Annotated in this window: 25 protein-coding genes and 1 pseudogene; 14 read left to right on the top strand and 12 right to left on the bottom strand. The window is 62.5% G+C overall.

Annotated elements, in window-relative coordinates; all coding sequences use genetic code 11:
• Window positions 1-95: 95 nt before the first annotated feature.
• Window positions 96-1,169, bottom strand: coding sequence for an alanine racemase (gene alr, locus H620_RS0102745; protein WP_023383016.1), 1,074 nt, complete (start codon window positions 1,167-1,169; stop codon window positions 96-98).
• Between the two features lie 135 nt (window positions 1,170-1,304).
• On the bottom strand, window positions 1,305-2,609 hold the full coding sequence (gene dadA, locus H620_RS0102740) for a D-amino acid dehydrogenase (protein WP_023383017.1): 1,305 nt from the start codon (window positions 2,607-2,609) through the stop codon (window positions 1,305-1,307).
• Window positions 2,610-2,764: 155 nt separating this feature from the next.
• On the opposite strand from dadA, the gene dadR reads away from it, so the two are divergent.
• Window positions 2,765-3,253, top strand: a complete 489-nt coding sequence (dadR, locus tag H620_RS0102735; RefSeq protein WP_003258963.1) for a transcriptional regulator DadR — start codon at window positions 2,765-2,767, stop codon at window positions 3,251-3,253.
• 2 nt (window positions 3,254-3,255) lie between these two features.
• Here dadR and H620_RS0102730 read toward each other — a convergent pair whose 3' ends face one another.
• Window positions 3,256-3,609, bottom strand: coding sequence for a YkgJ family cysteine cluster protein (locus H620_RS0102730; protein ID WP_027906671.1), 354 nt, complete (start codon window positions 3,607-3,609; stop codon window positions 3,256-3,258).
• A 177-nt stretch (window positions 3,610-3,786) separates the two neighbouring features.
• On the opposite strand from H620_RS0102730, the gene H620_RS0102725 reads away from it, so the two are divergent.
• Window positions 3,787-5,079 carry an NAD(P)/FAD-dependent oxidoreductase gene (locus tag H620_RS0102725; protein ID WP_027906670.1) on the top strand — a complete coding sequence of 431 codons (1,293 nt, stop codon included), beginning with the start codon at window positions 3,787-3,789 and terminating at the stop codon, window positions 5,077-5,079.
• A gap of 130 nt (window positions 5,080-5,209) precedes the next feature.
• Here the strand turns inward: H620_RS0102725 and H620_RS0102720 are convergent, their stop codons facing one another.
• Complete coding sequence (locus tag H620_RS0102720; RefSeq protein ID WP_027906669.1) at window positions 5,210-5,440, bottom strand: DUF1127 domain-containing protein; 231 nt, start codon at window positions 5,438-5,440, stop codon at window positions 5,210-5,212.
• Between the two features lie 178 nt (window positions 5,441-5,618).
• Here H620_RS0102720 and H620_RS0102715 point away from each other — a divergent pair, with 178 nt between their 5' ends.
• Window positions 5,619-7,043, top strand: coding sequence for an aminotransferase-like domain-containing protein (locus H620_RS0102715; RefSeq protein WP_027906668.1), 1,425 nt, complete (start codon window positions 5,619-5,621; stop codon window positions 7,041-7,043).
• Between the two features lie 65 nt (window positions 7,044-7,108).
• Window positions 7,109-8,665 carry a phospholipase D family protein gene (locus H620_RS0102710; RefSeq protein ID WP_023383022.1) on the top strand — a complete coding sequence of 519 codons (1,557 nt, stop codon included), beginning with the start codon at window positions 7,109-7,111 and terminating at the stop codon, window positions 8,663-8,665.
• A 9-nt stretch (window positions 8,666-8,674) separates the two neighbouring features.
• Here the strand turns inward: H620_RS0102710 and H620_RS0102705 are convergent, their stop codons facing one another.
• On the bottom strand, window positions 8,675-9,814 hold the full coding sequence (locus tag H620_RS0102705) for an MFS transporter (protein ID WP_023383023.1): 1,140 nt from the start codon (window positions 9,812-9,814) through the stop codon (window positions 8,675-8,677).
• Between the two features lie 124 nt (window positions 9,815-9,938).
• Window positions 9,939-11,432 (bottom strand): aldehyde dehydrogenase, encoded by a 1,494-nt coding sequence (locus H620_RS0102700; protein WP_023383024.1) that lies wholly within the window; start codon window positions 11,430-11,432, stop codon window positions 9,939-9,941.
• Between the two features lie 196 nt (window positions 11,433-11,628).
• Between H620_RS0102700 and H620_RS0102695 the strand changes: the two genes are divergently transcribed.
• Window positions 11,629-11,988 (top strand): cupin domain-containing protein, encoded by a 360-nt coding sequence (locus tag H620_RS0102695; protein ID WP_023383025.1) that lies wholly within the window; start codon window positions 11,629-11,631, stop codon window positions 11,986-11,988.
• A gap of 83 nt (window positions 11,989-12,071) precedes the next feature.
• Complete coding sequence (locus tag H620_RS0102690; protein WP_023383026.1) at window positions 12,072-12,275, top strand: hypothetical protein; 204 nt, start codon at window positions 12,072-12,074, stop codon at window positions 12,273-12,275.
• Window positions 12,276-12,340: 65 nt separating this feature from the next.
• On the opposite strand, the gene rpmG is transcribed toward H620_RS0102690, so the two are convergent.
• Both rpmG and rpmB read right to left on the bottom strand, forming a co-directional pair.
• Window positions 12,341-12,496 carry a 50S ribosomal protein L33 gene (gene rpmG / locus H620_RS0102685; protein WP_003253507.1) on the bottom strand — a complete coding sequence of 52 codons (156 nt, stop codon included), beginning with the start codon at window positions 12,494-12,496 and terminating at the stop codon, window positions 12,341-12,343.
• Between the two features lie 10 nt (window positions 12,497-12,506).
• Window positions 12,507-12,743 carry a 50S ribosomal protein L28 gene (gene rpmB, locus H620_RS0102680; RefSeq protein ID WP_003258972.1) on the bottom strand — a complete coding sequence of 79 codons (237 nt, stop codon included), beginning with the start codon at window positions 12,741-12,743 and terminating at the stop codon, window positions 12,507-12,509.
• 361 nt (window positions 12,744-13,104) lie between these two features.
• On the opposite strand from rpmB, the gene H620_RS0102675 reads away from it, so the two are divergent.
• Window positions 13,105-14,694 (top strand): ABC transporter substrate-binding protein, encoded by a 1,590-nt coding sequence (locus H620_RS0102675; RefSeq protein WP_023383027.1) that lies wholly within the window; start codon window positions 13,105-13,107, stop codon window positions 14,692-14,694.
• A 292-nt stretch (window positions 14,695-14,986) separates the two neighbouring features.
• Here H620_RS0102675 and radC read toward each other — a convergent pair whose 3' ends face one another.
• The gene (gene radC, locus H620_RS0102670) at window positions 14,987-15,667 is read right to left on the bottom strand and encodes a RadC family protein (protein ID WP_023383028.1); all 681 of its coding nucleotides are present in this window, start codon (window positions 15,665-15,667) and stop codon (window positions 14,987-14,989) included.
• A gap of 126 nt (window positions 15,668-15,793) precedes the next feature.
• On the opposite strand from radC, the gene coaBC reads away from it, so the two are divergent.
• The 4 genes and pseudogenes from coaBC to argB all read left to right on the top strand — a co-directional run bounded on the left by coaBC (window position 15,794) and on the right by argB (window position 19,914).
• On the top strand, window positions 15,794-17,005 hold the full coding sequence (coaBC, locus tag H620_RS0102665; protein ID WP_023383029.1) for a bifunctional phosphopantothenoylcysteine decarboxylase/phosphopantothenate--cysteine ligase CoaBC: 1,212 nt from the start codon (window positions 15,794-15,796) through the stop codon (window positions 17,003-17,005).
• A 5-nt stretch (window positions 17,006-17,010) separates the two neighbouring features.
• The gene (gene dut, locus H620_RS0102660; protein WP_023383030.1) at window positions 17,011-17,466 is read left to right on the top strand and encodes a dUTP diphosphatase; all 456 of its coding nucleotides are present in this window, start codon (window positions 17,011-17,013) and stop codon (window positions 17,464-17,466) included.
• A 135-nt stretch (window positions 17,467-17,601) separates the two neighbouring features.
• Window positions 17,602-18,975 (top strand): annotated as a pseudogene (locus tag H620_RS0102655) (phosphomannomutase/phosphoglucomutase); the annotation flags it as partial.
• Window positions 18,976-19,005: 30 nt separating this feature from the next.
• A complete protein-coding gene (argB, locus tag H620_RS0102650) occupies window positions 19,006-19,914 on the top strand; it encodes an acetylglutamate kinase (RefSeq protein ID WP_023383032.1) in 909 nt (302 codons plus the stop codon).
• Between the two features lie 79 nt (window positions 19,915-19,993).
• Here argB and pyrE read toward each other — a convergent pair whose 3' ends face one another.
• Window positions 19,994-20,635, bottom strand: coding sequence for an orotate phosphoribosyltransferase (pyrE, locus tag H620_RS0102645; RefSeq protein ID WP_011536401.1), 642 nt, complete (start codon window positions 20,633-20,635; stop codon window positions 19,994-19,996).
• 79 nt (window positions 20,636-20,714) lie between these two features.
• On the opposite strand from pyrE, the gene H620_RS0102640 reads away from it, so the two are divergent.
• Window positions 20,715-21,494 (top strand): exodeoxyribonuclease III, encoded by a 780-nt coding sequence (locus H620_RS0102640; RefSeq protein ID WP_023383033.1) that lies wholly within the window; start codon window positions 20,715-20,717, stop codon window positions 21,492-21,494.
• Between the two features lie 50 nt (window positions 21,495-21,544).
• Here the strand turns inward: H620_RS0102640 and rph are convergent, their stop codons facing one another.
• Window positions 21,545-22,267, bottom strand: a complete 723-nt coding sequence (rph, locus tag H620_RS0102635; protein ID WP_023383034.1) for a ribonuclease PH — start codon at window positions 22,265-22,267, stop codon at window positions 21,545-21,547.
• A gap of 227 nt (window positions 22,268-22,494) precedes the next feature.
• Between rph and H620_RS0102630 the strand changes: the two genes are divergently transcribed.
• Together H620_RS0102630 and gmk are read left to right on the top strand one after the other, a co-directional pair.
• A complete protein-coding gene (locus H620_RS0102630; RefSeq protein ID WP_023383035.1) occupies window positions 22,495-23,358 on the top strand; it encodes a YicC/YloC family endoribonuclease in 864 nt (287 codons plus the stop codon).
• A 13-nt stretch (window positions 23,359-23,371) separates the two neighbouring features.
• Window positions 23,372-23,992 (top strand): guanylate kinase, encoded by a 621-nt coding sequence (gene gmk, locus H620_RS0102625; protein ID WP_023383036.1) that lies wholly within the window; start codon window positions 23,372-23,374, stop codon window positions 23,990-23,992.
• A 32-nt stretch (window positions 23,993-24,024) separates the two neighbouring features.
• Here gmk and H620_RS0102620 read toward each other — a convergent pair whose 3' ends face one another.
• Window positions 24,025-25,566 carry an APC family permease gene (locus H620_RS0102620; RefSeq protein WP_027906666.1) on the bottom strand — a complete coding sequence of 514 codons (1,542 nt, stop codon included), beginning with the start codon at window positions 25,564-25,566 and terminating at the stop codon, window positions 24,025-24,027.
• Window positions 25,567-25,586 lie beyond the last annotated feature (20 nt).

The raw sequence follows: 25,586 nt of genomic DNA, 5'->3' as shown, positions 1-25,586 counted from the left end.
TGAAACGGTAGAAATGGGGGGTGATGTGAACGATATCATGGCAATGCCGTTCAGTATTTACAACACACCCCCTCCATCCTGTCCGCTTCGGCGCCTTATTCGCCGTAATAGTCCAGCGGTACACGCTTGAGATTGCAGAAGATCTGGTACGGAATGGTGCCAGCGCGCATGGCCACGTCGCTGGCCAGTACCTGTTTGCCCCACAACTCGACCGGGCTGCCGATGGTGGCTTCAGGCACGTCGGTGAGGTCGACGCAGAGCATGTCCATCGAAACCCTGCCAATCAGTTGGGTGAGCTTGCCAGCGACCATCACCGGCGTGCCAGTGGGTGCCTGGCGAGGGTAGCCGTCGGCATAGCCCATGGCGACCACACCCACACGGGTCGGCCGAGAGCTGATGAACTTGGCGCCGTAACCCACCGGTTCGCCAGCCGGCAGCTCCCGCACACTGATGATGCGCGATTGCAGGGTCATCACCGGCTGCAGGCGCGCAGCCTGGGCCTGATCCACTTCGAAGGGCGTGGCGCCGTACAGCATGATGCCAGGTCGCACCCAGTCGCTTGGCGCCTGCGGCCAGGCCAGCACACCGGGCGAATTGCGTAGGCTGCACTCGGCAGCCAGGCCTTGGCGGGCAGCCTCGAACACGGCGATTTGTTGGGCGGTGGCATCGGCATCCAACTCGTCCGCACGGGCGAAGTGGCTCATCAACACGATGCGCGAAACCTTGCCGCTGGCCAGCAGCCGCTGGTAGGCCTCGTGGTAATCCTTGGGGTGCAGGCCCGCCCGGTGCATGCCGCTGTCGAGTTTCAGCCAGGTGGTCAGGGGCTTGTGCACCTGAGTCCTTTCGATCGCCTCCAGTTGCCACAGCGAGTGCACGACACACCACAGGTCATGCTCGGCGATCAGCGCCAACTCGCTGGCTTCGAAAAAGCCTTCGAGCAACAACACGGGTGCCTTGATACCCGCTGCACGCAGCTCCAGCGCCTCCTCGATGCAGGCCACGGCAAAGCCATCGGCTTCCGGCTCCAGCGCCAGGGCGCAGCGCACGGCACCGTGACCATAGGCGTCGGCCTTGATCACGGCGAGGGCCTTGGCACCGGACAGTTCACGGGCCAGGCGGTAATTGTGGCGGAGGGCTTGCAGGTCGATCAGGGCGCGGGCGGGTCGCATGGCGGCTGCCTTATGGTGTTCGGGTTGTCATCGGTGTTGGATTGATCGCCGGCAGGCCGGTTCTCCTCAGGACCAGAACTTCAGGCTGATCCTGCAGGAGCCGGCTTGCCGCCGATGAGGCCGGGTCAGTCGACCTTACTGCTGATGGGCTGGCGCGGTCTGACCCTGCTTGGCAACCTCACGGCGGTTGCCATAACGAGAGATATCCAGGCCTTCGGCGCTGATCTGCGGCTTCTTGCGCGCGATCAGGTCAGCCAGCAGGCGACCGGAGCCGCACGCCATCGTCCAGCCCAGTGTGCCGTGACCGGTATTGAGGAACAGGTTACGGAACGAGGTCGCACCCACGATCGGCGTACCGTCCGGGGTAGCCGGGCGCAGGCCGGTCCAGAAACTGGCCTGGCTCAGGTCGCCGCCGCGAGGATAAAGGTCGTTGACGATCATCTCCAGCGTTTCGCGACGACGCGGGTTCAGCGACAGGTCAAAACCAGCGATTTCAGCCATGCCGCCGACACGAATACGGTTGTCGAAGCGGGTGATGGCGACCTTGTAGGTCTCATCGAGGATGGTCGAAGTCGGCGCCATGTCAGCGTTGGTGATCGGCACGGTCAGCGAGTAACCCTTCAGCGGGTACACCGGGGCCTTGATACCCAGCGGCTTGAGCATCTGCGGCGAGTAGCTGCCCAGGGCCAGCACATAGCGATCGGCGGTTTCCAGCTTGCCGTCGATCCACACGCCATTGATGCGATCACCCGCGAAGTCCAGGCGCTGGATGTCCTGGCCGAAGCGGAACTCCACGCCCAGCTTCACGGCCATCTCGGCCAGCTTGGTGGTGAACAGCTGGCAGTCGCCGGTCTGGTCGTTGGGCAGACGCAGGGCGCCAGCGAGAATGTCTTTCACGCCCGCCAAGGCCGGTTCGACGCGGGCGATGCCGTCGCGGTCGAGCAGCTCGTAAGGCACGCCGGACTGTTCGAGCACGGCGATATCCTTGGCCGCGGCATCCACCTGGGCCTGGGTACGGAACAGCTGGGTAGTTCCCAGGCTGCGGTTTTCGTAGGCGATGCCGGTTTCAGCGCGCAACTCGTCGAGGCAGTCGCGGCTGTACTCGGACAGCCGCACCATGCGCTCTTTGTTGACCGCGTAACGGCTGGCGGTGCAGTTGCGCAGCATCTGCGCCATCCACAGGTATTGGTCGACATCGCCGGTCAGCTTGATGGCGAGGGGCGCGTGGCGCTCAAGCAGCCACTTGATGGCCTTCAGCGGTACGCCAGGGGCAGCCCAGGGCGAGGCATAACCAGGCGAGATCTGACCTGCGTTGGCAAAACTGGTTTCCATGGCCACCGCGGGTTGGCGGTCGACCACCGTCACTTCGAAACCTTGACGGGCCAGGTAGTAGGCGCTGGCGGTTCCGATCACACCGCTACCAAGTACCAGAACTCGCATCGTTTATTCCTCGCACGCGGCGCACCGCTGTCTTTTGTTGAAATGGCATGGATGCGCGCAGTATAAAAAGGTAGGCCCAGTGCAATTCACTATATAAAAGCCTATTATTGGCGAGAATTCTCGGCAAAATCGCCTTTCACGGAGGGGCATCCCCTATGAGAACCCAGCACCAGAGTAAGCGTGAGCTGGACAAGATCGACCGCAACATCCTGCGCATCCTGCAGAATGACGGGCGTATTTCCTTCACCGAACTGGGCGAGAAAGTTGGGCTTTCCACCACCCCTTGCACCGAGCGGGTCCGCCGCCTCGAGCGCGAGGGCATCATCATGGGCTACAACGCCCGGCTCAACCCCCAGCACCTCAAAGGTAGCCTGCTGGTGTTCGTCGAGATCAGCCTGGACTACAAGTCCGGCGACACCTTCGAGGAGTTCCGCCGCGCCGTGCTGAAACTGCCGCATGTGCTGGAATGCCACCTGGTTTCTGGCGACTTCGACTACCTGGTGAAAGCCCGTATTTCGGAGATGGCTTCATACCGCAAGCTGCTGGGCGACATCCTGCTCAAGCTGCCGCACGTCCGTGAGTCGAAGAGCTACATCGTGATGGAAGAGGTCAAAGAGAGCCTCTGCCTGCCGATTCCGGACTAAGGCTAGACCAGCACCTGACGTGTGGTGGCGATGAACTGGTGAACGAGCTGCTCGGCCTGCGGCTCGATCATCTGTTCAGGCCCACGACCACGGGGGCAGGCCATGCGTGGAGTTGTGCCAAAGAGGCGGCAGATCATCGGGCGCTCTTCATACACCGTGCAGCCATCGGGGCCCAGGTGTACGCAGTCCAGGCGCTCCAACGCCGCATCCTGCTCGGCCTGGGACTTGCGCGGCAAGCGCGCCATCTCCTCAGCCGAGGTGGTGACCGGACCACAACAGTCGTGGCACCCGGGCTCGCACTCGAAAGAGGGAATGAGTTCGCGCAGGAAGTGAATCTTGTGGCGGTTGCAGGACATGGCCGGATACAGGATTGACGATCGAAGTTCGATTATAGGACCAATTGCCCGCCAGCCGGCTGCCCAAGTCACACGCGCCCCTGAGCGGCAGTCGGCTTGCCGGCGAGGAGGCCAGTTGCCCCGCCGCAAAACCCCAGCTTATCCTCCCCCTTTCGCCCAACGCCCAGGAACCGCCCGATGATCCACAGCGCGCAGCACGCCGCCTCTTACTACGCCGCCAGCAGCGCGCCTCATCCCGATCATCCCTACCTGCAGGGCGAACATTCTGCCGACGTGTGCATCGTTGGTGGCGGCTACTCAGGCTTGAACACTGCCATCGAACTGGCCGAACGCGGCCTGTCGGTAATCCTGCTGGAGGCACGCAAGCTTGGCTGGGGCGCCAGCGGCCGCAACGGCGGTCAGTTGATTCGTGGCGTTGGCCATGGCCTTGAGCAGTTCTTGCCGGTGATTGGCCAGGAAGGTGTGCGCAGCATGAAGCTGATGGGACTGGAGGCCGTGGACATCGTCCGCGAGCGCGTCGAACGACACGCCATCGACTGCGACTTGACCTGGGGTTACTGCGACCTGGCCAACAAACCCGGCGAGCTGCAAGGCTTTGCCGAGGATGCCGAAGAACTGCGCAGCCTTGGCTACCGCCATGAAATGCGCCTGGTGCAACAAAAAGATATCCACAGCGTGGTCGGTTCCGACCGCTACGTCGGCGGCCTGATCGACATGGGTTCAGGCCACCTGCACCCGCTCAACCTGGCATTGGGCGAAGCAGCCGTGGCCAGCCGTCTAGGCGTCAAGCTGTTCGAGCAGTCCGAGGTCACACGCATCGACTACGGCCCCCTGGTTCAGGTACACACTCCCCAAGGAAGAGTGCGCGCCAGGACCTTGGTGCTGTGCTGCAACGCCTACCACAACGACCTCAACCGCGAACTGGGTGGCAAGGTATTGCCCGCCGGCAGCTACATCATCGCCACTGAACCGCTCGGCGAAGAACGAGCGCGCCAGCTACTGCCGCAGAATATGGCGGTGTGCGACCAGCGCGTGGCGCTGGATTACTATCGTTTGTCTGCCGACCACCGTCTGTTGTTCGGTGGCGCCTGCCATTACTCGGGCCGTGATCCAAAAGACATCGCCGCCTACATGCAGCCGAAGATGCTCAAGGTGTTCCCACAGTTGGCCGACGTGCGCATCGAATATCAATGGGGCGGCATGATCGGCATCGGCGCCAATCGCCTGCCGCAGATCGGCCGCCTGGCCAGCCAACCGAACGTGTATTACGCCCAGGCCTATTCGGGCCACGGGGTCAACGCCACCCACCTCGCTGCGCGCCTGCTGGGTGAAGCCATCAGCGGTCAGGAAAGCGGGCGCTTCGACCTGTTCGCCAACGTGCCGCACGTCACTTTCCCCGGTGGCAAGCACCTGCGCTCGCCGCTGCTGGCGTTGGGAATGTTGTGGCACAGGCTCAAAGAGCTGATCTGACCGCTGACGTACCTTTCAGGAGCGTGCTTGCCCGCGAACCAAGCACTGCGATGTACGACACTGACTTGGCCGATGCTCGCGGGTGAACCGCTCCTACACGGTGATGCGCTGCCGTTCCCAGCGCTTTGCGTCAGTCCTTCCAGCAGGGCTTTCGCCCTTCGGTCCGGGCCTGCTCCCAGCTCAGCCCTACATCACGCAACTCCTCATCGCTCAGTTGCAACAGCGCCCTGCGGGTGTGCCAACGGTGCAGCAGCAGGCCCCAGCGGCTCAAGCCGGCCGGTGCATTGAACACCTTGGGCCGCTGCTCGTCCTCGAGCTCCTTGGCCAACAGTTGCAAGCGCACATCGCTCAAGCCACCCATTGCTGCATCCTCCCGATCAGTTCATACCGTGGAGACAGCATGCGCGCTGGCAGGCGTGACGATACAGATCCAATAATGGCTTATTATTCCCATACAGAATTGGCGAACCGGCCGCTGAATGCTGTATTTTCCCCACAACTGTACTGGTCGCTGCCAGCCTTGAACGCGGGAGTATGCCGTGACGCTCTATCTCAACCTCGCCGAATTGCTGGGCGCCCGCATCGAGCAGGGCCTGTATCGCCCTGGTCAGCGGCTGCCATCGGTGCGAGCCCTCAGCGAGGAACATGGCGTCAGCCTCAGCACCGTACAGCAGGCTTATCGCATGCTCGAGGACAGCGGCCTGGTCTCGCCACGCCCAAAGTCCGGGTACTTCGTCAGCGAAGGACGCCACCTCCCCGCCCTGCCCGCCGTCAGCCGGCCGGCGCAGCGCCCTGTGGATATCTCCCAGTGGGAACAGGTGCTGGAGCTGGTGCGTAGCACGCCCCGCAAGGATGTGATCCAGCTCGGCCGCGGCATGCCCGACATCGACAGCCCCACCCTCAAGCCGCTGTTGCGCAGCCTCGCCCAGTTGAGCCGGCGCCAGGACATGCCCGGCCTTTACTACGACAACATCCACGGCAACCTGGCCCTGCGCGAGCAGATCGCCCGGTTGATGCTCGATTCCGGCTGCCGCCTGGGGCCGGCTGACCTGGTGGTGACGACCGGCTGCCATGAAGCGCTGTCCTGCAGCATCCGCGCGGTGTGCGACCCGGGGGACATCGTCGCGGTTGACTCGCCGAGCTTCCACGGCGCCATGCAAACCCTCAAAGGTTTGGGCATGAAAGCCCTGGAGATCCCCACTGACCCCGTCACCGGAATCAGTCTGGAGGCGCTGGAACTGGCCTTGGAACAATGGCCGATCAAGCTCATCCAGATCACCCCTAACTGCAACAACCCGCTCGGCTACATAATGCCCGAGGCCCGCAAGAAGGCGCTGCTGAGCCTGGCCCAGCGCTATGACGTGGCGGTTCTCGAAGACGATGTGTATGGCGACCTGGCATATACCTACCCTCGCCCGCGCACCCTCAAGTCGTTCGACGACGACGGCCGCGTGCTGCTGTGCAGCTCCTTCTCCAAGACCCTGGCCCCGGGCTTGCGCATAGGCTGGGTCGCGCCGGGGCGTTATCTGGAGCGGGTGCTGCACATGAAGTACATCAGCACCGGCAGCACGGCCACCCAACCGCAACTGGCCATCGCCGACTTCATCGCCGCCGGGCACTACCAACCCCATGTGCGCCGCATGCGCAGCCAGTATCAGCGCGGTCGCGACCTGATGAGCGACTGGGTCACCCAGTACTTCCCGAGCGGGACGCGTGTCAGCCGGCCACAAGGGGGCTTCATGCTGTGGGTCGAATTGCCTGAAGATTTCGACACGCTGCGGCTGAACCGAGCTTTACTGGAGCAGGGAGTGCAAATCGCGGTAGGCAGCATCTTCTCGGCCTCGGGCAAGTTTCGTCACTGCCTGCGCATGAACTTCGCCTCGCGCCCCACACCACAGATCGAGGATGCCGTGCGCAAGGTCGGTGAAACCGCCCTTCGTCTACTGGATCAGGACATCACCTGAGCGTAACTTTGCGCCGCCCTCCACAGTCCAACCTTCAGGCCCTTGCTGCACAGGACGATCCACCCTTGAGATTCACGCCTGCCCTGCCTCTGTTGCTAGCGCTGCTGCTCGGCCTCGCGGGCTGCGCCAGCGTCGGTACGACCCGCGAAGTCAGCCAGGCGCTGCCAGCGAACGAGTCGGCCTTCGGCCGCTCCGTACTTCGCCAGGCCGCACCCTATGACGGCCGCTCCGGATTCCGGCTGCTGCCTAACAGCAACGAGGCCTTCCGCGCCCGGGCCGAGCTGATCCGTAACGCACAGGCCAGCATCGACCTGCAGTACTACATCGTCCATGACGGCTTGAGCACGCGGGCGCTGGTCCACGAACTGCTGCGCGCGGCCGACCGTGGCGTTCGGGTGCGCATTCTCCTCGATGACACCACCAGCGATGGCCTCGACACCATCATGGGCACCCTCGACGCCCACCCCAACATCCAGATTCGCGTGTTCAACCCGCTGCACCTCGGCCGCAGCACAGGCGTGACACGCGCCGCAGGACGTCTGTTCAACCTCTCCCGACAACACCGGCGCATGCACAACAAATTGTTCGTGGTGGACAACGCCATGGCCATCGTCGGCGGACGTAACCTGGGTGACGAGTATTTCGATGCCGAGCCCAACCTCAACTTCACCGACATCGACCTGTTGGGAGTCGGCCCCGTGGCCGAGCAGCTCAGTCATGGTTTCGACCAGTACTGGAACAGCGCGCTGAGCCGTCCCATTGGAGACTTCCTATGGCGCCAGCCAGATGCCAGCGACCTGCATGCCAGCCGTCGACGCCTTGAGGTGTCCTTGGCCGAGGCGCGGGTCAGGCACAAGGCCCTGTACGACAGGTTGATGGCCTACCAGACGCAGCCGCGCCTGGATATCTGGCGCAACGAACTGATCTGGGCACATAGCCAGGCCTTGTGGGATGCGCCGAGCAAAGTCCTGGCCGACGACGAGCCAGACCCGCACCTGCTGCTTAGCCAGCAACTGGCGCCGGACCTGGACAACGTGCATCACGAGCTGATTCTGGTTTCGGCCTACTTCGTGCCGGGCAAGTCAGGCCTGCTGTACCTGACCGGCGCTGCCGATGCGGGCGTTTCGATCAAGCTGTTGACCAACTCCCTGGAAGCCACCGACGTGCCGGCTGTGCATGGCGGGTATGCGCCCTACCGCCGCGCCCTGCTGGAGCACGGCGTGCAGTTGTACGAACTGCGCCGCCAACCTGGTGACACCAACGCCAGATACCGTTTGAGCTTCCATGGCAGTTCGGATTCGAGCCTTCACAGCAAGGCAATCGTCTTCGACCGGCGCAAGACCTTCATCGGCTCGTTCAACTTCGACCCGCGATCATTGCTGTGGAACACCGAGGTTGGAGTGCTGGTCGATAGCCCGGAACTGGCTGAATACACCCGTTTTCTGGCGGTACAAGGCATGGCACCCGCACTGAGTTACCAGCCCAGGCTGGTGGACGACAAGCTGGTCTGGGTAACCGAGGAAAATGGCAAGCGCCGCATGCTGACCTCCGAGCCTGGCGGCCTGTGGCGGCGTTTCAACGCCTGGATCAGCAAGGCGGTGGGGCTGGAGAAGATGCTCTAGCCCCATGCCTCAGGCGGAGGCTGGCTCGAACGCCCCGCGCCGCCGGGTCAACAGCACCAGAACAGCCGCCCCTGCCGCCATCAGCAACAGCAACGCGTGCCCGCTGATCCACTGGCTGCCTGCTCCGGCCAACAATGGCCCGAGCAGGCAGCCGATACCCCAGAGCTGCGCCACATGGGCATTGGCCCGCACCAGCTCATCGTCGCGATAACGCTCGCCAATCAGCACCAGCGACAAGGTGAACAGCCCCCCGGCGCTAGCCCCGAACAGCACCCATAACGGCCAGATCACAGGTGTGTGCAACAGCAATGGGATCGCCAGGCTTGAGACCAGCAAGGTTACCGCACAGCCCGTGAACAGAGCCCGTCGCGACATATGGTCGGCGAGCGCACCGATCGGCAACTGCAGCACAGCATCGCCCACCACCACGGTACTGACCATGAACAAGGCGATTTCGGTACTGAAGCCTTGCTGCAGGCAATACACCGGCAGCAAGGTGAGGATCATCGCCTCGAAGGACGCGAACAGGGCAATCGCCCAGGCAATCACTGGTAAACGCCGGCAGAACGCGAGCAGGTCGCCGAAGGTCACGCTGCAGGCTTCGGTGCTCGGCGCACCGCCACGGCCTAGCAGGACCAGCGGCGCGGCTAGCAGCAGGCCAGTCGCCGCCCAGAAGCCGAAGTCATCATCCGAGCCGAGAAAGCCCAGTACCAACGGCCCGGCCAGCTGGCTCAGCGCGTAGCTGCTGCCGTACAGCGCCACCAGCCGTCCCCGCCATTGCTCGACCACCAGTTGGTTGATCCAGCTCTCGCCCAGGATGAACACCACAGTCAGCGACATACCGATCATCAGCCGCAGCAGCAACCACAACGGGTAGCTGGGCAGCAATGCAAGCAGGCCGATCGACAGCGCCCCGCCCCACAGGCAAAGGCGCATGGCAGAGGGCACGCCGACCCACCCGGCCAGACGGCTGGCCACACTGGCACCTGCCAGTACACCCAGCGCCGGCATCGCCGCCATGACGCCGATGGCGAAGCTGCCGTAGCCCCAGGCTTCCAGGCGCAGGGACACCAGCGGCATGCTCACGCCGAGCGCCAGCCCGACACTGAGCACCGATGCCAGTACGGCGAAATAGGTTCCCCAACGCATTGCAGCCTCCCAGGCAGTCTTCATGAATTGCAAAGACGACAAAGCCGGGGCGGTGTGAACCGTCCCGGCTGTGGTTCGTCGCCACGACAAGCTGGCGATTGGGCCGCTAAGCGGCCCCCTGGACTTACAACTTGATCCAGGTCGCCTTCAGCTCGGTGTACTTCTCCAGCGCATGCAGCGACTTGTCACGGCCGTTGCCCGACTGCTTGAAGCCACCGAACGGCGCGGTCATGTCGCCGCCGTCGTACTGGTTGACCCAGACACTGCCCGCGCGCACGGCACGAGCGGTCTTGTGGGCCTTGGAGATGTCCGAGGTCCAGATGCCCGCAGCCAGGCCGTACGGGGTGTCGTTGGCGATGGCGATGGCTTCCTCGGCGGTGTCGAAGGCGATCACCGACAGCACTGGGCCGAAGATCTCTTCCTGGGCGATCTTCATGGCGTTGGTCACGCCGTCGAAGATGGTCGGCTCGACGTAGGTACCGCCGGTCTCTTCCAGGGTGCGCTTGCCGCCGGCCAGCAGTTTGGCGCCGTCCTTGTGGCCGGCGTCGATGTACGACAGCACGGTGTTCATCTGCTGGGTATCGACCAGAGCGCCGACAGTCGTGGCAGGGTCCAGCGGGTTGCCTGGCTTCCAGCCCTTGAGGGCTTCGACCACCATGGGCAGGAACTTGTCCTTGATCGAGCGCTCGACCAGCAGGCGAGAACCGGCGGTGCAGACCTCGCCCTGGTTGAAGGCGATGGCGCTGGCAGCAGCCTCGGCGGCGGCTTTCAGGTCCGGAGCGTCGGCGAAGACGATGTTCGGGCTCTTGCCACCGGCTTCCAGCCAGATACGCTTCATGTTCGACTCGCCCGCATAGACCATCAACTGCTTGGCGATCTTGGTCGAACCGGTGAACACCAGGGTGTCGACGTCCATGTGCAGGGCCAGGGCCTTGCCCACGGTGTGGCCGTAGCCTGGCAGCACGTTCAGCACACCTGCCGGGATGCCAGCTTCAATGGCCAGCTGGGCGATACGGATGGCGGTCAGTGGCGACTTTTCGGACGGTTTGAGCACGACCGAGTTACCGGTGGCCAAGGCCGGGCCGAGCTTCCAGCATGCCATCAGCAGCGGGAAGTTCCACGGCACGATGGCACCGACCACACCAACAGGTTCGCGGGTGACCAGGCCGAGTTGGTCGTGCGGCGTCGGCGCGACTTCGTCGTACACTTTGTCGATGGCTTCGGCAGTCCAGTGGATGGCGTTGGCCGCGCCCGGAATGTCGATGGTGGAGGAGTCGCCGATTGGCTTACCCATGTCCAGGGTTTCGAGCAGTGCCAGCTCTTCGACGTTCTTTCGCAGCAAGTCGGCGAAGCGAATCAGTTTGGCCTTGCGCTTGGCCGGGGCCAGTTGCGACCAGACGCCGGAGTCGAAGGTAGCGCGGGCGTTATCCACGGCACGGTTGGCGTCAGCCAGGTCACAGCTGGCGACCTTGGCCAGGAAGCGTCCGTCGACCGGGCTCAGGCAGTCGAAGGTTTCACCGGATGCGGCGTCGGTGTATTCGCCGTTGATGAAGGCGCGTCCTTCGATCTTCAGTTGCTGGGCACGCTGTTCCCAGTCCGCACGAGTCAGGGTGGTCATACGAAACTCCTCCTCTTGTTAAGGTGCAACGCCGCACTGAGGACTCACTGGCGTTGTCAGAAATCTGGCCGGGCGACAAGCGCACACTGGCACGCGATACCCTAAACCAGCCGATGCAAACTATCAATATATTTGACACGAAAGGCCTAAAAGCCTACTGATGTGCATTTTATTAAACAACAACAGGAGCCGCACCATGAGCATCGCCAGCATCATCGACTTCGCCCAGGCCCTCACCGAGGCCGAACGCTACCGCCCGGCTGCGGAAAAAATCATCAAAGGCGAGCCGGACCAGACCGTCTACAACCACTACTCCAGCCCCTGCGGGCAGTTCGCTGCGGGCGTGTGGGAAGGTGAAGTGGGGCAATGGAGCGTGAACTACACCGAGCACGAATACTGTGAAATCGTGCAAGGCGTTTCGGTACTGCGCGACCAGGAAGGCAACGCCAAGACCCTGCGTACCGGTGATCGGTTCGTTATCCCGGCCGGCTTCAAAGGTACCTGGGAGGTGCTGGAGCCCTGCCGCAAGATCTATGTGATGTTCGAGCAAAAGTAACTATGTAGCGCAGGCGCCTTGCACCTCTGGAGGAGGATGCCCCTGCCCATGTCGGGCTGTCCTCCTACCAAAGGAAATACATCATGAACAACGAAGAAGTCCTGCAAGCCCTGGCTCACCTGATCGGCACCCCGTACGAGCCATCGATCAAGGACGCCATCACAGCGATCACCGGCCGCCCTCGGGTCGTCGGCCCCAATGAAATCACCACTCGCGAGTACGACATCAACCGTGTTCACATCAAGACCGATGCACACGCCGTGATTCAGGGCTTCCGCTTCCAATGACCGGCATCCGGGCATAAAAAAACCCGCGTCCTTTCGGATGCGGGTTTTTCTTGGTCGCCGATCAATTACTTGATCTTGGCTTCCTTGTACACCACGTGCTTGCGAACAACGGGATCGTACTTCTTGATCTCGATTTTGTCCGGAGTGGTGCGCTTGTTCTTGTCGGTGGTGTAGAAGTGGCCAGTGCCAGCACTCGAAACCAGACGGATCAATTCACGCATGACGTTCTCCTTAGAACTTTTCGCCGCGAGCACGCAGCTCGGCCAGCACTACGTCGATACCACGCTTGTCAATGACGCGCATGCCTTTGGCAGAAACGCGCAGACGCACGAAACGCTTCTCGGACTCAACCCAGAAACGGTGGTGCTGCAGGTTCGGCAGGAAACGACGACGGGTTTTGTTGTTTGCGTGGGAAATGTTGTTCCCGGTTACTGGACCCTTACCAGTAACTTGACAGACTCTCGACATGACTCAGCCCTCTAAAACCTCATGCCCAACCCGGCATGGGTTGGCCGCTTAATCTCTCAGTCTTTGGCGCCAGGCGCCGTGATTCTGGAGGTCTTATCGACCGGATCCGCTGATGCGACAGGCCGAGCCCCTAGAAAAGAGCGCTGCTTTATACCAGAAAGACTACGCCGCAACAACAGAAGATGAGCATCTGATTGCTGCCGATGGCGCGCGGGCAGCATAGCGACTCGCGCGCCGGCCTGTCGACCGCTCGTCGCAGACTGGCATAAAAAGGGGGTGGCCATTTCCCGACGCGCGCACTAGGGTAGGACATTTCCAGACTGCACTGGCAGATGGGCCACTGACTCGCCAAGGAGCTTTGATGCGTGCCGCCGCCCTTTCCTTAATGTTCACCTCCCTGCTTGCAACCGGACTCGCCCAGGCGGCCCCGCTGAGCGTATGTAGCGAAGCCAGCCCCGAGGGCTTCGACGTGGTCCAGTACAACTCGCTGACCACCACCAATGCCTCGGCTGACATGCTGATGAACCGCTTGGTGGAATTCGATGCGACCCAGGGCAAGGTGGTGCCGGGACTTGCGCAAAGCTGGACGGTGTCGGCCGATGGCCTGGTCTATGACTTCACGCTGCGCAACGGTGTGAAATTCCACACCACGCCCTATTTCAAGCCCAGCCGTGATCTGGATGCAGACGATGTGCTGTTCAGCTTCCAGCGAATGCTCTACCCCGCCCATGCTTGGCACAAGACCGCTCCGGGTGGTTATCCACACGCTCAGTCGCTGCAACTGGGCAACCTGATCAAGTCGATCGAGGCGCCCGAGCCACGCACCGTGCGCTTCACCCTCACTCATCCGGATGCCACCTTCCTGGCCACCCTGAGCATGGGCTTCGCCTCGATCTACTCCGCCGAGTACGCCGACAAGCTGCTCAAGGCAGGAACTCCCGAGAAACTCAACAGCCAGCCGATCGGCACCGGTCCGTTCGTCTTCCAGCGCTTCCAGAAAGACTCCGTGGTTCGCTACCGCGCGAACCCCGACTATTTCGACGGCAAGCCCACGGTCGACCCACTCATCTTCGCCATCACGCCTGACGCCAACGTCCGCCTGCAGAAACTCAAGCGCGGAGAATGCCAGGTAGCCCTGTCGCCCAAGCCGCTGGACATCGCAGAAGCAGGCAAGGACGGCAACCTCAAGGTGGCGACCACTCCGGCCTTCATGACCGCATTCGTGGCTATCAACAGCGAGCACCCACCGCTGGACAAGCCTGAGGTACGCCAGGCGATCAACCTGGCGTTCGATAAACAGGCCTACCTCAAAGCCGTGTTCGAAGACACCGCCACCGCCGCCAACGGCCCCTACCCGCCGAACACCTGGAGCTATGCCAAGGATCTGCCGGGCTATGCACTGGACCCCACCAAGGCCAAGGCCCTGCTTGCCAAGGCTGGCTTGCCGGATGGCTTCACCACGACGATCTGGACCCGTCCGTCGGGCAGCCTGCTCAACCCCAACCCCAGCCTGGGCGCGCAGATGCTCCAGGCAGACCTCGCCAAGGTGGGCATCAAGGCCGAGATCAAGGTCATCGAATGGGGCGAGCTGATTCGCCGCGCCAAAGCGGGCGAACATGACCTGCTGTTCATGGGCTGGGCCGGTGATAACGGCGACCCGGACAACTTCCTGAGCCCTCAGTTTGCCTGTGCTGCGGTGAAGTCGGGGACCAACTTCGCACGGTTCTGCGACAGCCGGCTGGACCAGTTGATCAGCGCTGGACGCACCACCAACGACCAGAGCGTGCGCAGCCGGCTTTACCAGCAGGCGCAGACGCTGATTCAGCAGCAGGCGCTGTGGGTACCGCTGGCGCACCCGACGGCGACGACACTCCTGCGCCAGGGCGTCGAGGGGTATCAGGTCAGCCCGTTCGGGCGACTTGATTTCAGCAAGGTTTCGGTGAACCGCTGATTCCGCGGCTGACTTGAGGGGGAGAGCCTGTGAGATCGAGCGCCGCCCGTGCGGCGCATCGCGAGCAAGGCTCGCTCCTACGCCTGTTTCGGGCCAATTATTTCTGTAGGATTTGCGCGCGACCGCTTGGGTGACTTGGCCCAATCCACGTCGTACAAACAAGGCGGTCGTGCATTTGCCCTTGGCGTTACTGGCCAAAAACAATCGTAGGAGCGAGCCTTGCTCGCGATGCGCCGCACGGGCGGCGCTCGATCTCACAGGCTCCCCCTCCAGCAAGACAAGCACTTCCCCCCTAAGCCACGATCCACCCATGCTCGACCATCGACAGCGGCTCCCCGTCGCCGATGATGATGTGGTCCAGCACCCGCACATCGATCAACGCCAACCCCCGCTTCAGCGATAGCGTCAGGTGCACATCGTCCTGGCTCGGTTCGCAGTTACCCGAAGGATGGTTGTGGCACAGAATCAAGGCCGCGGCGTTATGCAGCAACGCCCGCCGGACCACTTCACGCGGGTAGACGCTGGCCCGGTCTATCGTGCCCCTGAACAAGATCTCGAAGGCCAGTGGCCGATGCTTGGTATCCAAGAACAGGCAACCGAACACTTCACTGGCCTCATGGCGCAACATGGCCTTCAGATAACGCCGAACCGCCGATGGGCTCTCCATGGCCGACTCGCGCTCGATAGCCGTAGCCAGATGCCTTCGCCCGATTTCCAGAAGCGCCTGCAACTGACTGTACTTCACTGGCCCAAGCCCAAGTTCAGCCATGAATGCCTCTCTATCGGCCTCAAGCAACTGGCGCAGACTTCCGAATTTCACCAACAGCCCTCGCGCCAGCTCCACAACATTCCGACCGCGAACACCAGAGCCAAGGAACACCGCCAATAGCTCAGCATCCGATAAGCTACCCACTCCCCGTTGCAGCAACTTCTCCCTCGGCCGCTCTTCAGTCGGCCACTCCCTCATGTTCATGCCCCCTCCTGGCAACCTACTGCGGCGCGTTTCGGCCCTGTGTTAATCTATTTCGCCTCGTACATGCGACGTTCTGCCGCAGGCAGTCTTCGTCGCCGCCCGCTTTCACTGGAAAAAGGCAAGCCTATGCAGCGGCTGTATCGCAAGCGCATCGTTCTCGGCGTGGGAGGCGGCATCGCCGCCTACAAGAGTGCCGAACTGATTCGCCGACTCCTGGAGCACGGCGCGCAGGTGCGCGTCGTCATGACCCGTGGTGGTGCCGAGTTCATCACCCCGCTGACCTTGCAAGCGCTCTCCGGGCACCCCGTGCACATGGATTTGCTCGACCCTGCCGCTGAAGCGGCCATGGGCCATATCGAACTGGCCAAGTGGGCCGACCTCGTGCTCATCGCCCCCGCCACCGCCGACCTCATGGCGCGCATGGCCCAGGGCATGGCCGATGACCTGCTGACTACCCTGGTGCTGGCGACCGACGCCACCGTGGCCGTAGCCCCCGCAATGAACCAGGCCATGTGGCGCGACCCTGCCACCCAGGCCAACCTCGACCTGCTCAAGAGCCGCGGCATCCAGGTGTTCGGCCCGGCCTCCGGCAGCCAGGCCTGTGGCGATGTCGGCCTCGGCCGCATGCTCGAACCCACCGACCTGGCCTGGTGCGCCGCCGAGAGCTTCAAGCGCGAGGCCCTGACCGGCAAGCACGTACTGATTACCGCCGGCCCGACCCAGGAAAACATCGACCCGGTGCGCTACATCACCAATCATAGCTCCGGGAAGATGGGCTTTGCCCTGGCCGAGGCGGCTGCAGAAGCTGGGGCTCGGGTGACCCTCGTCACCGGCCCTGTCCACCTGCCAACACCCGACCGGGTGACCCGTATCGACGTGGTGAGCGCACGGGACATGCTTGCGGCCTGCGAAGCGGCCATGCCGTGCGACCTGTTCATCGCTTCGGCAGCGGTTGCGGACTACCGCCCGGAAGTCGTCGCCACACAGAAACTTAAGAAAGATCCTACGACTGGCGACGGCATGCTGCTGCAGATGGTGCGCAATCCGGATATCCTCGCCACCATTGCTGGCCGTGACGACCGCCCGTTCAGCGTCGGCTTCGCCGCCGAGACCGAGCACTTGCTCGATTACGCCACGCGCAAGCTCAAGGACAAGAACCTCGACCTGATCGTCGCCAATGATGTGGCCAACCCCAGCATTGGCTTCAACAGCGAAGAGAATGCCTTGACCGTGATCGACCGCCAGCAGCACCAGACCCTCTTCGCGCAGACCAGCAAGGGCAAGATTGCCCGCCAGTTGGTCGCCTTCATCGCCGAACGGCTCAACCAGGTTCAATAAGTTACATGCACGCTCTTCAAGCCAAGATTCTCGACCCACGCCTGGGCACTGAATTCCCCCTGCCGCAGTACGCCACCCCCGGCTCCGCCGGCCTGGACCTGCGCGCACTGCTCAAGGAGGACACTGTCCTCGAACCCGGCCAGACCCTGCTGATTCCCACTGGCCTGTCGATCTACATCGGCGACCCAGGCCTGGCCGCCATGATCCTGCCGCGCTCGGGCCTGGGTCATAAACACGGCATCGTGCTCGGCAACCTGGTTGGGCTGATCGACTCGGACTACCAGGGTGAGCTGATGGTGTCGTGCTGGAACCGTGGCAATACCCCCTTCACCATCGCCGTCGGCGAGCGCATCGCGCAGTTGGTGCTGGTGCCGGTGGTGCAGGCTCACTTCGACATCGTCGAGGCCTTCGATGAGACCCAGCGTGGCGCGGGCGGCTTCGGTCACTCCGGCAGCCACTGAGCCGACCGACAACCGTTCAGGCCAAGGATGGCGAACTCTCTGGCAATTCCACCGTCCAAGCGTTCAGTTTGTGCCTGCCCAGAAAGCCTTTGACTAATGGAGCTTCCCAAGATGAATGACATGGCCCACCTGGTACCCGCACTGCCCGAGAGCATCTTCCGCGCCTATGACATTCGCGGCGTGGTCGGCAAAACCCTGCATGCTGAAACGGCTTATTGGATTGGCCGCGCCATCGGTGCCCAAAGCATTGCCCAGGGCGAGCCAAAGGTTTCGGTCGGCCGCGACGGCCGTTTGTCCGGCCCGATGCTGGTCGAACAACTGATCAAGGGGCTGGCCGATGCTGGTTGCCATGTCAGCGATGTCGGTCTGGTGCCGACCCCCGCGCTGTACTACGCCGCCAATGTACTGGCCGGCAAATCAGGCGTGATGCTGACGGGTAGCCATAACCCATCGGACTACAACGGTTTCAAGATCGTCATCGCCGGCGACACCCTGGCCAACGAGCAAATCCAGGCCCTGTTGACCCGCCTGCAGACCAACGACGTGCCGCGCGCCCAGGGCAGTGTGGAAAAGGTCGAGATTCTGGACCGCTACTTCCAGCAGATCGTCAGTGACGTGAAGCTGGCCAAGAAACTCAAGGTGGTGGTGGACTGCGGCAACGGCGCCGCAGGCGTCATCGCACCGCGACTGATCGAAGCGCTGGGCTGCGAAGTCATCCCGCTGTTCTGCGAGGTGGATGGCAACTTCCCCAACCACCACCCGGACCCAGGCAAACCCGAGAACCTCAAGGACCTGATCGCCAAGGTGAAGGAAACCGGTGCCGACATCGGCCTGGCCTTCGACGGTGACGGCGACCGCGTCGGCGTAGTGACCAACACCGGCAGCATCGTCTACCCAGACCGCCTGCTGATGCTGTTCGCCCAGGACGTACTGGCCCGCAACCCTGGCGCCGAAATCATCTTCGACGTCAAATGCACCCGCCGCCTGACCCCGCTGATCGAACAGCACGGTGGCCGCGCGCTAATGTGGAAGACCGGTCACTCGTTGATCAAGAAGAAGATGAAGCAGACCGGCTCCTTGCTCGCGGGCGAGATGAGCGGCCATATCTTCATCAAGGAACGCTGGTATGGTTTCGACGACGGCATCTACAGCGCCGCGCGCCTGCTGGAGATCCTCAGCAAGGCCGACCAGGATGCCGAAAGCCTGTTCGCAGCGTTCCCGAACGATATTTCCACGCCGGAAATCAATATTGATGTGACCGACGAGGGTAAATTCAGCATCATTGATGCACTGCAACGCGACGCCGACTGGGGCGAAGCCAGCCTGACCACCATCGACGGTGTCCGGGTGGACTATGCCCGCGGCTGGGGCCTGGTTCGCGCCTCCAACACCACGCCGGTGCTGGTGCTGCGCTTCGAGGCCGAAAGCGACGCCGAGTTGCAACGTATCAAGGATGTTTTCCGCACTCAGTTGCTGCGGGTTGCCCCTGAGCTGCAACTGCCGTTCTGACCGACTATCTGTTCCTTACTGGAGCCCTGCATGACCCTCGATCGCGATGCCGCTTCCCATGTAGCCGAGGTTTTGTCCGAAGCGCTGCCCTATATCCGCCGCTTTGTCGGCAAGACCCTGGTGATCAAGTACGGCGGCAACGCGATGGAGAGCGAAGAGCTCAAGACCGGCTTTGCCCGTGACATCGTGCTGATGAAGGCCGTCGGCATCAACCCGGTGGTGGTTCACGGCGGCGGCCCGCAGATTGGCGACCTGCTAAAGCGCCTGTCGATCGAAAGCCACTTCATCGACGGCATGCGCGTTACCGACGCGGCAACCATGGACGTCGTGGAAATGGTGCTGGGCGGCCAGGTCAACAAGGACATCGTCAACCTGATCAACCGTCATGGCGGTAGTGCCATTGGCCTGACCGGCAAGGACGCGGAGCTGATCCGCGCCAAGAAGCTCACCGTCACCCGTCAGACCCCGGAGATGACCACGCCGGAAATCATCGACATCGGCCACGTCGGCGAAGTCGTGGGCGTGAACACCGACCTGCTGAACATGCTGGTCAAGGGCGACTTCATCCCGGTGATCGCGCCAATCGGCGTGGGCGCCAATGGCGAGTCGTACAACATCAACGCCGACCTGGTGGCTGGCAAAGTGGCCGAGGCGCTCAAAGCCGAGAAGCTTATGCTGCTGACCAACATCGCCGGCCTGATGGACAAGCAAGGCCAGGTCCTGACCGGCCTGACCACCGAGCAGGTCAACGAACTGATCGCCGACGGGACCATCTACGGCGGCATGCTGCCGAAGATCAAGTGCGCCCTGGAAGCGGTCCAGGGTGGCGTGAACAGCTCGCACATCATCGACGGCCGCGTGCCGAATGCGGTGCTGCTTGAGATCTTCACCGACAGCGGTGTCGGCACCCTGATCACCAACCGCAAGCGTCACGGCTAACCGGCGAAAGGGCCGGAACAGGCGACACAAAAAAGGCGACCGTCTCACGAAGGTCGCCTTTTTCATTACCGGGCCAGGATCAGATCCCGTACTGCGCCCGATACGCCTCGACAGCCGGCAGATGCTGCTTGAGCTGCGGGTCATCGGCCAGGAACTCCAGCACCTGGGTCAGCGAAACGATGCTGACCACCGGAATACCGAAGTCGCGTTCCACTTCCTGAATCGCCGACAGCTCGCCATTGCCACGTTCTTCACGGTTCAGCGCGATCAGCACGCCCGCGGCCTTGGCCTGCTGGGCATTGATGATCTGCATGACTTCACGAATGGCGGTACCGGCAGTGATCACATCGTCGATGATCAGCACGTCGCCGGCCAGCGGCGCGCCAACCAGGCTGCCGCCTTCGCCGTGGTCCTTGGCTTCCTTGCGGTTGAAGCACCATGGCACATCGAGCTGATGCTGCTCGGCCAGGGCCACGGCAGTGGCCGCTGCGAGGGGAATACCCTTGTAGGCTGGGCCAAACAGTACGTCGAACGGGATCTTGCTGTCGACGATGGCCGCCGCGTAGCAACGACCCAGCTGCGCCAGGGCGGAGCCTGTGTTGAACAGGCCTGCATTGAAGAAGTACGGGCTGGTACGCCCCGATTTCAGGGTGAATTCACCGAAACGCAGAACCCCGCGATCGATGGCAAAACGAATGAAGTCGCGCTGATACGGCTGCATAAATGTCTCGGGCACCACGGATTTAGCTAAATGAGTTGAGCTCGGGTATCATACACGCACGAGATTTTTGGGGCCATTTATGCGGATCATCAGTGTGAACGTGAATGGCATTCAGGCTGCGGCCGAGCGAGGATTGCTCAGCTGGCTGCAAGCCCAGAATGCCGACGTCATCTGCCTTCAGGATACCCGCGCCTCGGCCTTTGAACTCGATGACCCAGCTTTCCAGCTCGATGGCTATTTCCTTTATGCCTGCGACGCGGAAGTGCCTGCCCAAGGTGGCGTGGCACTGTATTCGCGGATGCAGCCCAAGGCAGTCATCACGGGCCTGGGCTTCGAGACAGCCGACCGCTACGGGCGTTACCTGCAGGCCGACTTCGACAAGGTAAGCATCGCTACCCTGCTGCTACCTTCGGGAATGAACGGCGACGAAGATTTGAACCAGAAGTTCAAGTTGATGGACGACTTCGCCAAGTACCTGGACAAGCAGCGGCGCAAGCGTCGTGAATACATCTATTGCGGCTCGTTCTACGTGGCGCAGCAGAAGCTCGACATCAAGAACTGGCGTGATAGCCAGCAGTCGCCAGGCTTCCTGGCGCCGGAGCGTGCCTGGATGGACGCCATCACCGGCGACATGGGTTACGTGGATGCGCTGCGCGAGGTCAGTCGTGAAGGTGACCAGTACAGCTGGTGGCCGGACAACGAGCAGGCTGAGATGCTCAACCTGGGTTACCGGTTCGACTACCAGATCCTCACTCCAGGCCTGCGCCGCTTCGTGCGCAATGCCCGCCTGCCACGCCAGCCGCGCTTCTCGCAGCATGCGCCGCTGATTGTGGATTACGACTGGACGCTGACCATCTAAACGAAATGGGGCCGCTTTTGCGGCCCCATTTTCGTCTGGATCGACTGGAATCAGTCAGCCAACGAAGCCTGCTGCAGCTCGAAGATTTCGTTCATGCCCTTCTGCGCGAGCGCCAGCATGGCGTTGAAGTCTTCCGACTGGAATGGCGCGCCCTCGGCAGTGCCCTGCACTTCGATGAAGCCGCCGGCACTGGTCATGACCACGTTCAGGTCGGTCTCGGCAGCGGAGTCTTCCAGGTAGTCCAGGTCCAGCACGGCCTCACCCTGGTACATACCCACCGACACGGCGGCGATCATGTGCTTGAGCGGGTTGCCAGCCTTCAGGCCACCACGCTTCTTGATCACCGCCAGGGCGTCGCACAGAGCGACCATGGCACCGGTAATCGAAGCGGTGCGCGTACCACCGTCGGCCTGGATCACGTCGCAGTCGATGTACAGCGTGATGTCGCCCAGCTTGCTCATGTCCAGGGCGGCGCGTAGCGAACGGCCGATCAAGCGCTGGATTTCCAGGGTGCGACCACCCTGCTTGCCACGGCTGGCCTCGCGCTGGTTTCGCTCACCGGTGGAGCGCGGCAGCATGCCGTACTCTGCCGTCAGCCAGCCTTGGCCCTGGCCTTTGAGGAAGCGGGGAACACCATTCTCGACGCTGACCGTGCAGACGACCTTGGTGTCGCCGAACTCGACCAGTACCGACCCCTCGGCGTGCTTGGTGTAGTTGCGGGTGAGGCGGATCGAGCGAAGCTGATCGGCGGCGCGACCACTTGGACGTTTCATCTGGGATACCTGTACCGGGACTTTGAATCTGCCCTGCATTATAGGGCCCGACGCCTTGCGAGGACATGCCTATTGTCGTGCGCCTGGCAGCCTGTCGACTTTTCCCACTGCCCAGCGGCCACTCTGTAACATGGGTGGATTGGGCGCCAAGGTCCCACTGCGCTACAATCCTGCGCCTTGCAGCCGAAAGGCTTTTCCGTTCACTCCATCAACGCGAGGTACTCCCCATGGTGCACAGCATGACCGCTTTTGCTCGAGTCGAGCGCGCCGGCAGCCAAGGCACCCTGGTCTGGGAGCTGCGTTCGGTCAACCACCGTTACCTGGAACCCCATCTGCGCCTGCCCGAAGCGCTGCGCGACCTTGAGGGCGCCGTCCGCGAAGGTCTGCGCCAGGGCGTGTCCCGGGGCAAGGTGGAATGCACCCTGCGTCTCAATGAAGACAACGCCGGCAAGCCGCTCAAGGTCGACCGTGAGCGCGCCTCGCAACTGGTTGCCGCAGCCGAAGAGGTCGCCGGCCTGATCAAGCAGCCAGCCCCGCTCAACCCGCTGGAAGTGCTGTCGTGGCCGGGGGTACTGGTGGCTGACGCCAGTGACCCGCAGGCCCTGAACGCCGAGGCCATGGCGCTGTTCGACGAAGCCCTGGCCGAGCTCAAGGCCGGTCGTCTGCGCGAAGGCCAGGAGCTGGCGCGTCTGATCAACGAGCGCCTGGACAGTATGGCCAGCGAGGTCACCACCCTACGCGCCCTGGTGCCACAAATGCTGGCAGCCCAACGGCAGAAGATCCTTGATCGCTTCGGCGACCTGCAGGCCGAGCTCGACCCGCAGCGCCTGGAGCAGGAGATGGTCCTGCTGGCCCAGAAGAGCGACGTCGCCGAAGAACTGGACCGCCTGAGCACCCACGTCAACGAAGTGCGCCGGGTACTCAAGTCCGGTGGCGCAGCGGGACGGCGCCTGGATTTCCTGATGCAGGAACTCAACCGTGAGGCCAACACCCTGGGCTCCAAGGCCTTCGACCCGCGCAGCACGCAAGCGGCGGTCAACCTGAAGGTGCTGATCGAACAGATGCGTGAACAAGTACAGAACATCGAGTAAGGCCACCCCTACCATGAATCACAGCAGCGGCACCCTCTATATCGTCTCGGCCCCTTCGGGCGCCGGCAAGACCAGCCTGGTCACCGCCCTGACCAATGACGACCAGCAGATCCGCGTCTCGGTCTCGCACACCACGCGCGCCATGCGCCCAGGCGAAACGCACGGCGTGAACTACCATTTCGTCATCCACGAAGAGTTCAAGGCGCTGATCGAGCAAGGCGACTTCCTGGAACATGCCGAAGTCTTCGGCAACTTCTACGGCACCTCGCGCAGCGCACTGCAGCAGACCCTCGACCAGGGCTACGACCTGATCCTGGAGATCGACTGGCAAGGTGCGCAGCAAGTGCGCAAGCTGATGCCGGACGCACTGTCGATTTTCATTCTGCCGCCAAGCCAGCAGGCGCTGCGCGAGCGCCTGGATGGCCGTGGACAGGACAGCGAAGAGATCATCGCCGGACGCATGAAGGAAGCGGTCAGCGAGATGGTGCACTACGACGAGTACGACTATGTGATCATCAACGATGATTTCGATGTCGCGCTGCAGGAGTTGAAGGCGGTGTTCGTCGCCAACCGGCTGCTGCTGAAGAAACAACAGCAGCGGCATGGGGCGTTGTTGAAGCAGCTGGTCGGCTGAAGGTTCACAGGGGCCGCTGTGCGGCCCCAACATCACTCCGGCAGAGGCAGGGTAGCCTGCTGACGCAGGGTAGCCCCCAGGAAGTAGGCCGGCGCGCGCATCCGCGACAGCATCATCAGTACGATCCCCAGTGCCGAGATGATCGCTGCAATCACGAACACCAACCCCAGCCCCCCCACATGCGAGCCGCTACCGAAGTCTGGCGAAGCGCTGTCGATCGCGGTGCGCACGAAGATCACCGACAGAATCACCCCACCCACCAACGGGCACAGGCCACGCATGAAGAAGTGGCGCAGACTGTCGAACAGGCTGTCACGGAAGTACCAGACACAGGCGAAAGCCGTCAGCGAGTAGTAGAAGCAGATCATCATCCCCAGCGCGGTGATGGTGTCGGCCAGCACGTTCTCACTGAGGGTACGCATGGTTACGTAGAACAGCCCCGCGGCAACGCCTGCGCAGATGGTGGCGTAACGCGGCGTCTGCGAACGCGGGCAGACGCTGGCGAACTTCTGCGGAACGGCACCGTAGTACCCCATGGCAAGCAAGGTGCGCGCGGGCGAAACGAAGGTCGACTGCAACGAAGCGGCGGTGCTGGCCAGCACGGCAATGGACATCAGGATCGCCAACGGCCCCATCACCGGACCGGCCAGGTGGGCAAAGACGTTTTCCTGAATGCGCGGATTGTTCAGGCCCAGGCCTTCCTCACTGATGCCAGCGAACTGCAGGGTGGCGATGGCCGTGAGCAGGTACAGCCCGAGAATCAGCAGCACGGTCCAGGTCGCTGCCTTGCCCGGCACCTCGTCACTGCCAATCGACTCCTCGCTGACGGTCAGGCATACGTCCCAACCCCAGAAGATGAAGATCGACAGCGACAGCCCGGCAGCGAACGCCGAGAACGACTCGACGCCAAACGGGTTGAACCAGGCAAAATCGAATTCCAGCGGGGGCGGCGCCGTGGTCTCGCCGAACGCTGCAAAGGCAAAGCCGATCAATACCAACAGCTGCAAGGCTACCAGGCCATATTGCACCGTCATGGTCGTGGTCATGCCGCGACAGCAGATCCACACCGCCAAGGCGATGAACACGCAACAGGTCGTGATGTTGATCAACAGGTTGTCCGCCAGGGCCGCCAGTTCGTGCTGACCGGTGATCTGGGCAAGGAACAGGTAGAAGAAGTCGACCGCCACGCCCGCCAGGTTGGATAACACGATGGTGGTGGCAACTACCAACCCCCAGCCGCCGATCCAGCCGATCATTGGGCCGAAGGCACGGGCCGACCATGTGAATGAAGTACCGCTGTCAGGCTCCGCCGAGTTGAGCTCGCGATAGCCGAGGGCCACCAGCAGCATTGGCAGGAAACCGACGATGAACACCGCCGGCAGGTGAGCGCCGACTTCGCGGACGGTTGGCCCGAGGGCGCCGGTCAAGGTGTAGACCGGCGCGATGGTGGAAATGCCCAGCACCACGCTGGCCAGCAAGCCCAAACGGCCCTTGGCCAGGCCTTTGTCGCGCGAGGTATTGCCCGAGTCGGTCGCCACGTCAGGTGGGCGGCCGGCTTCTGTGTAATTGCTCATGAGAAAACGCCGTAACTATT

This window comes from Pseudomonas taiwanensis DSM 21245 (assembly GCF_000425785.1).
GTDB lineage: Bacteria > Pseudomonadota > Gammaproteobacteria > Pseudomonadales > Pseudomonadaceae > Aquipseudomonas > Aquipseudomonas taiwanensis.
The sequence above is the reverse complement of the archived record's forward strand: the minus strand, read 5'-3'. Positions and strand labels throughout refer to the sequence as shown.

What these genes read in the sequence shown, in the direction of transcription:
- alr (WP_023383016.1), bottom strand. Translation starts at nt 1,169, where the DNA reads ATGCGACCCGCCCGCGCCCTGATCGACCTGCAAGCCCTCCGCCACAAT.
- dadA (WP_023383017.1), bottom strand. Translation starts at nt 2,609, where the DNA reads ATGCGAGTTCTGGTACTTGGTAGCGGTGTGATCGGAACCGCCAGCGCC.
- dadR (WP_003258963.1), top strand. Translation starts at nt 2,765, where the DNA reads ATGAGAACCCAGCACCAGAGTAAGCGTGAGCTGGACAAGATCGACCGC.
- H620_RS0102730 (WP_027906671.1), bottom strand. Translation starts at nt 3,609, where the DNA reads ATGTCCTGCAACCGCCACAAGATTCACTTCCTGCGCGAACTCATTCCC.
- H620_RS0102725 (WP_027906670.1), top strand. Translation starts at nt 3,787, where the DNA reads ATGATCCACAGCGCGCAGCACGCCGCCTCTTACTACGCCGCCAGCAGC.
- H620_RS0102720 (WP_027906669.1), bottom strand. Translation starts at nt 5,440, where the DNA reads ATGGGTGGCTTGAGCGATGTGCGCTTGCAACTGTTGGCCAAGGAGCTC.
- H620_RS0102705 (WP_023383023.1), bottom strand. Translation starts at nt 9,814, where the DNA reads ATGCGTTGGGGAACCTATTTCGCCGTACTGGCATCGGTGCTCAGTGTC.
- H620_RS0102700 (WP_023383024.1), bottom strand. Translation starts at nt 11,432, where the DNA reads ATGACCACCCTGACTCGTGCGGACTGGGAACAGCGTGCCCAGCAACTG.
- H620_RS0102695 (WP_023383025.1), top strand. Translation starts at nt 11,629, where the DNA reads ATGAGCATCGCCAGCATCATCGACTTCGCCCAGGCCCTCACCGAGGCC.
- H620_RS0102690 (WP_023383026.1), top strand. Translation starts at nt 12,072, where the DNA reads ATGAACAACGAAGAAGTCCTGCAAGCCCTGGCTCACCTGATCGGCACC.
- rpmG (WP_003253507.1), bottom strand. Translation starts at nt 12,496, where the DNA reads ATGCGTGAATTGATCCGTCTGGTTTCGAGTGCTGGCACTGGCCACTTC.
- rpmB (WP_003258972.1), bottom strand. Translation starts at nt 12,743, where the DNA reads ATGTCGAGAGTCTGTCAAGTTACTGGTAAGGGTCCAGTAACCGGGAAC.
- H620_RS0102675 (WP_023383027.1), top strand. Translation starts at nt 13,105, where the DNA reads ATGCGTGCCGCCGCCCTTTCCTTAATGTTCACCTCCCTGCTTGCAACC.
- radC (WP_023383028.1), bottom strand. Translation starts at nt 15,667, where the DNA reads ATGAACATGAGGGAGTGGCCGACTGAAGAGCGGCCGAGGGAGAAGTTG.
- coaBC (WP_023383029.1), top strand. Translation starts at nt 15,794, where the DNA reads ATGCAGCGGCTGTATCGCAAGCGCATCGTTCTCGGCGTGGGAGGCGGC.
- dut (WP_023383030.1), top strand. Translation starts at nt 17,011, where the DNA reads ATGCACGCTCTTCAAGCCAAGATTCTCGACCCACGCCTGGGCACTGAA.
- argB (WP_023383032.1), top strand. Translation starts at nt 19,006, where the DNA reads ATGACCCTCGATCGCGATGCCGCTTCCCATGTAGCCGAGGTTTTGTCC.
- pyrE (WP_011536401.1), bottom strand. Translation starts at nt 20,635, where the DNA reads ATGCAGCCGTATCAGCGCGACTTCATTCGTTTTGCCATCGATCGCGGG.
- H620_RS0102640 (WP_023383033.1), top strand. Translation starts at nt 20,715, where the DNA reads ATGCGGATCATCAGTGTGAACGTGAATGGCATTCAGGCTGCGGCCGAG.
- rph (WP_023383034.1), bottom strand. Translation starts at nt 22,267, where the DNA reads ATGAAACGTCCAAGTGGTCGCGCCGCCGATCAGCTTCGCTCGATCCGC.
- H620_RS0102630 (WP_023383035.1), top strand. Translation starts at nt 22,495, where the DNA reads ATGGTGCACAGCATGACCGCTTTTGCTCGAGTCGAGCGCGCCGGCAGC.
- gmk (WP_023383036.1), top strand. Translation starts at nt 23,372, where the DNA reads ATGAATCACAGCAGCGGCACCCTCTATATCGTCTCGGCCCCTTCGGGC.
- H620_RS0102620 (WP_027906666.1), bottom strand. Translation starts at nt 25,566, where the DNA reads ATGAGCAATTACACAGAAGCCGGCCGCCCACCTGACGTGGCGACCGAC.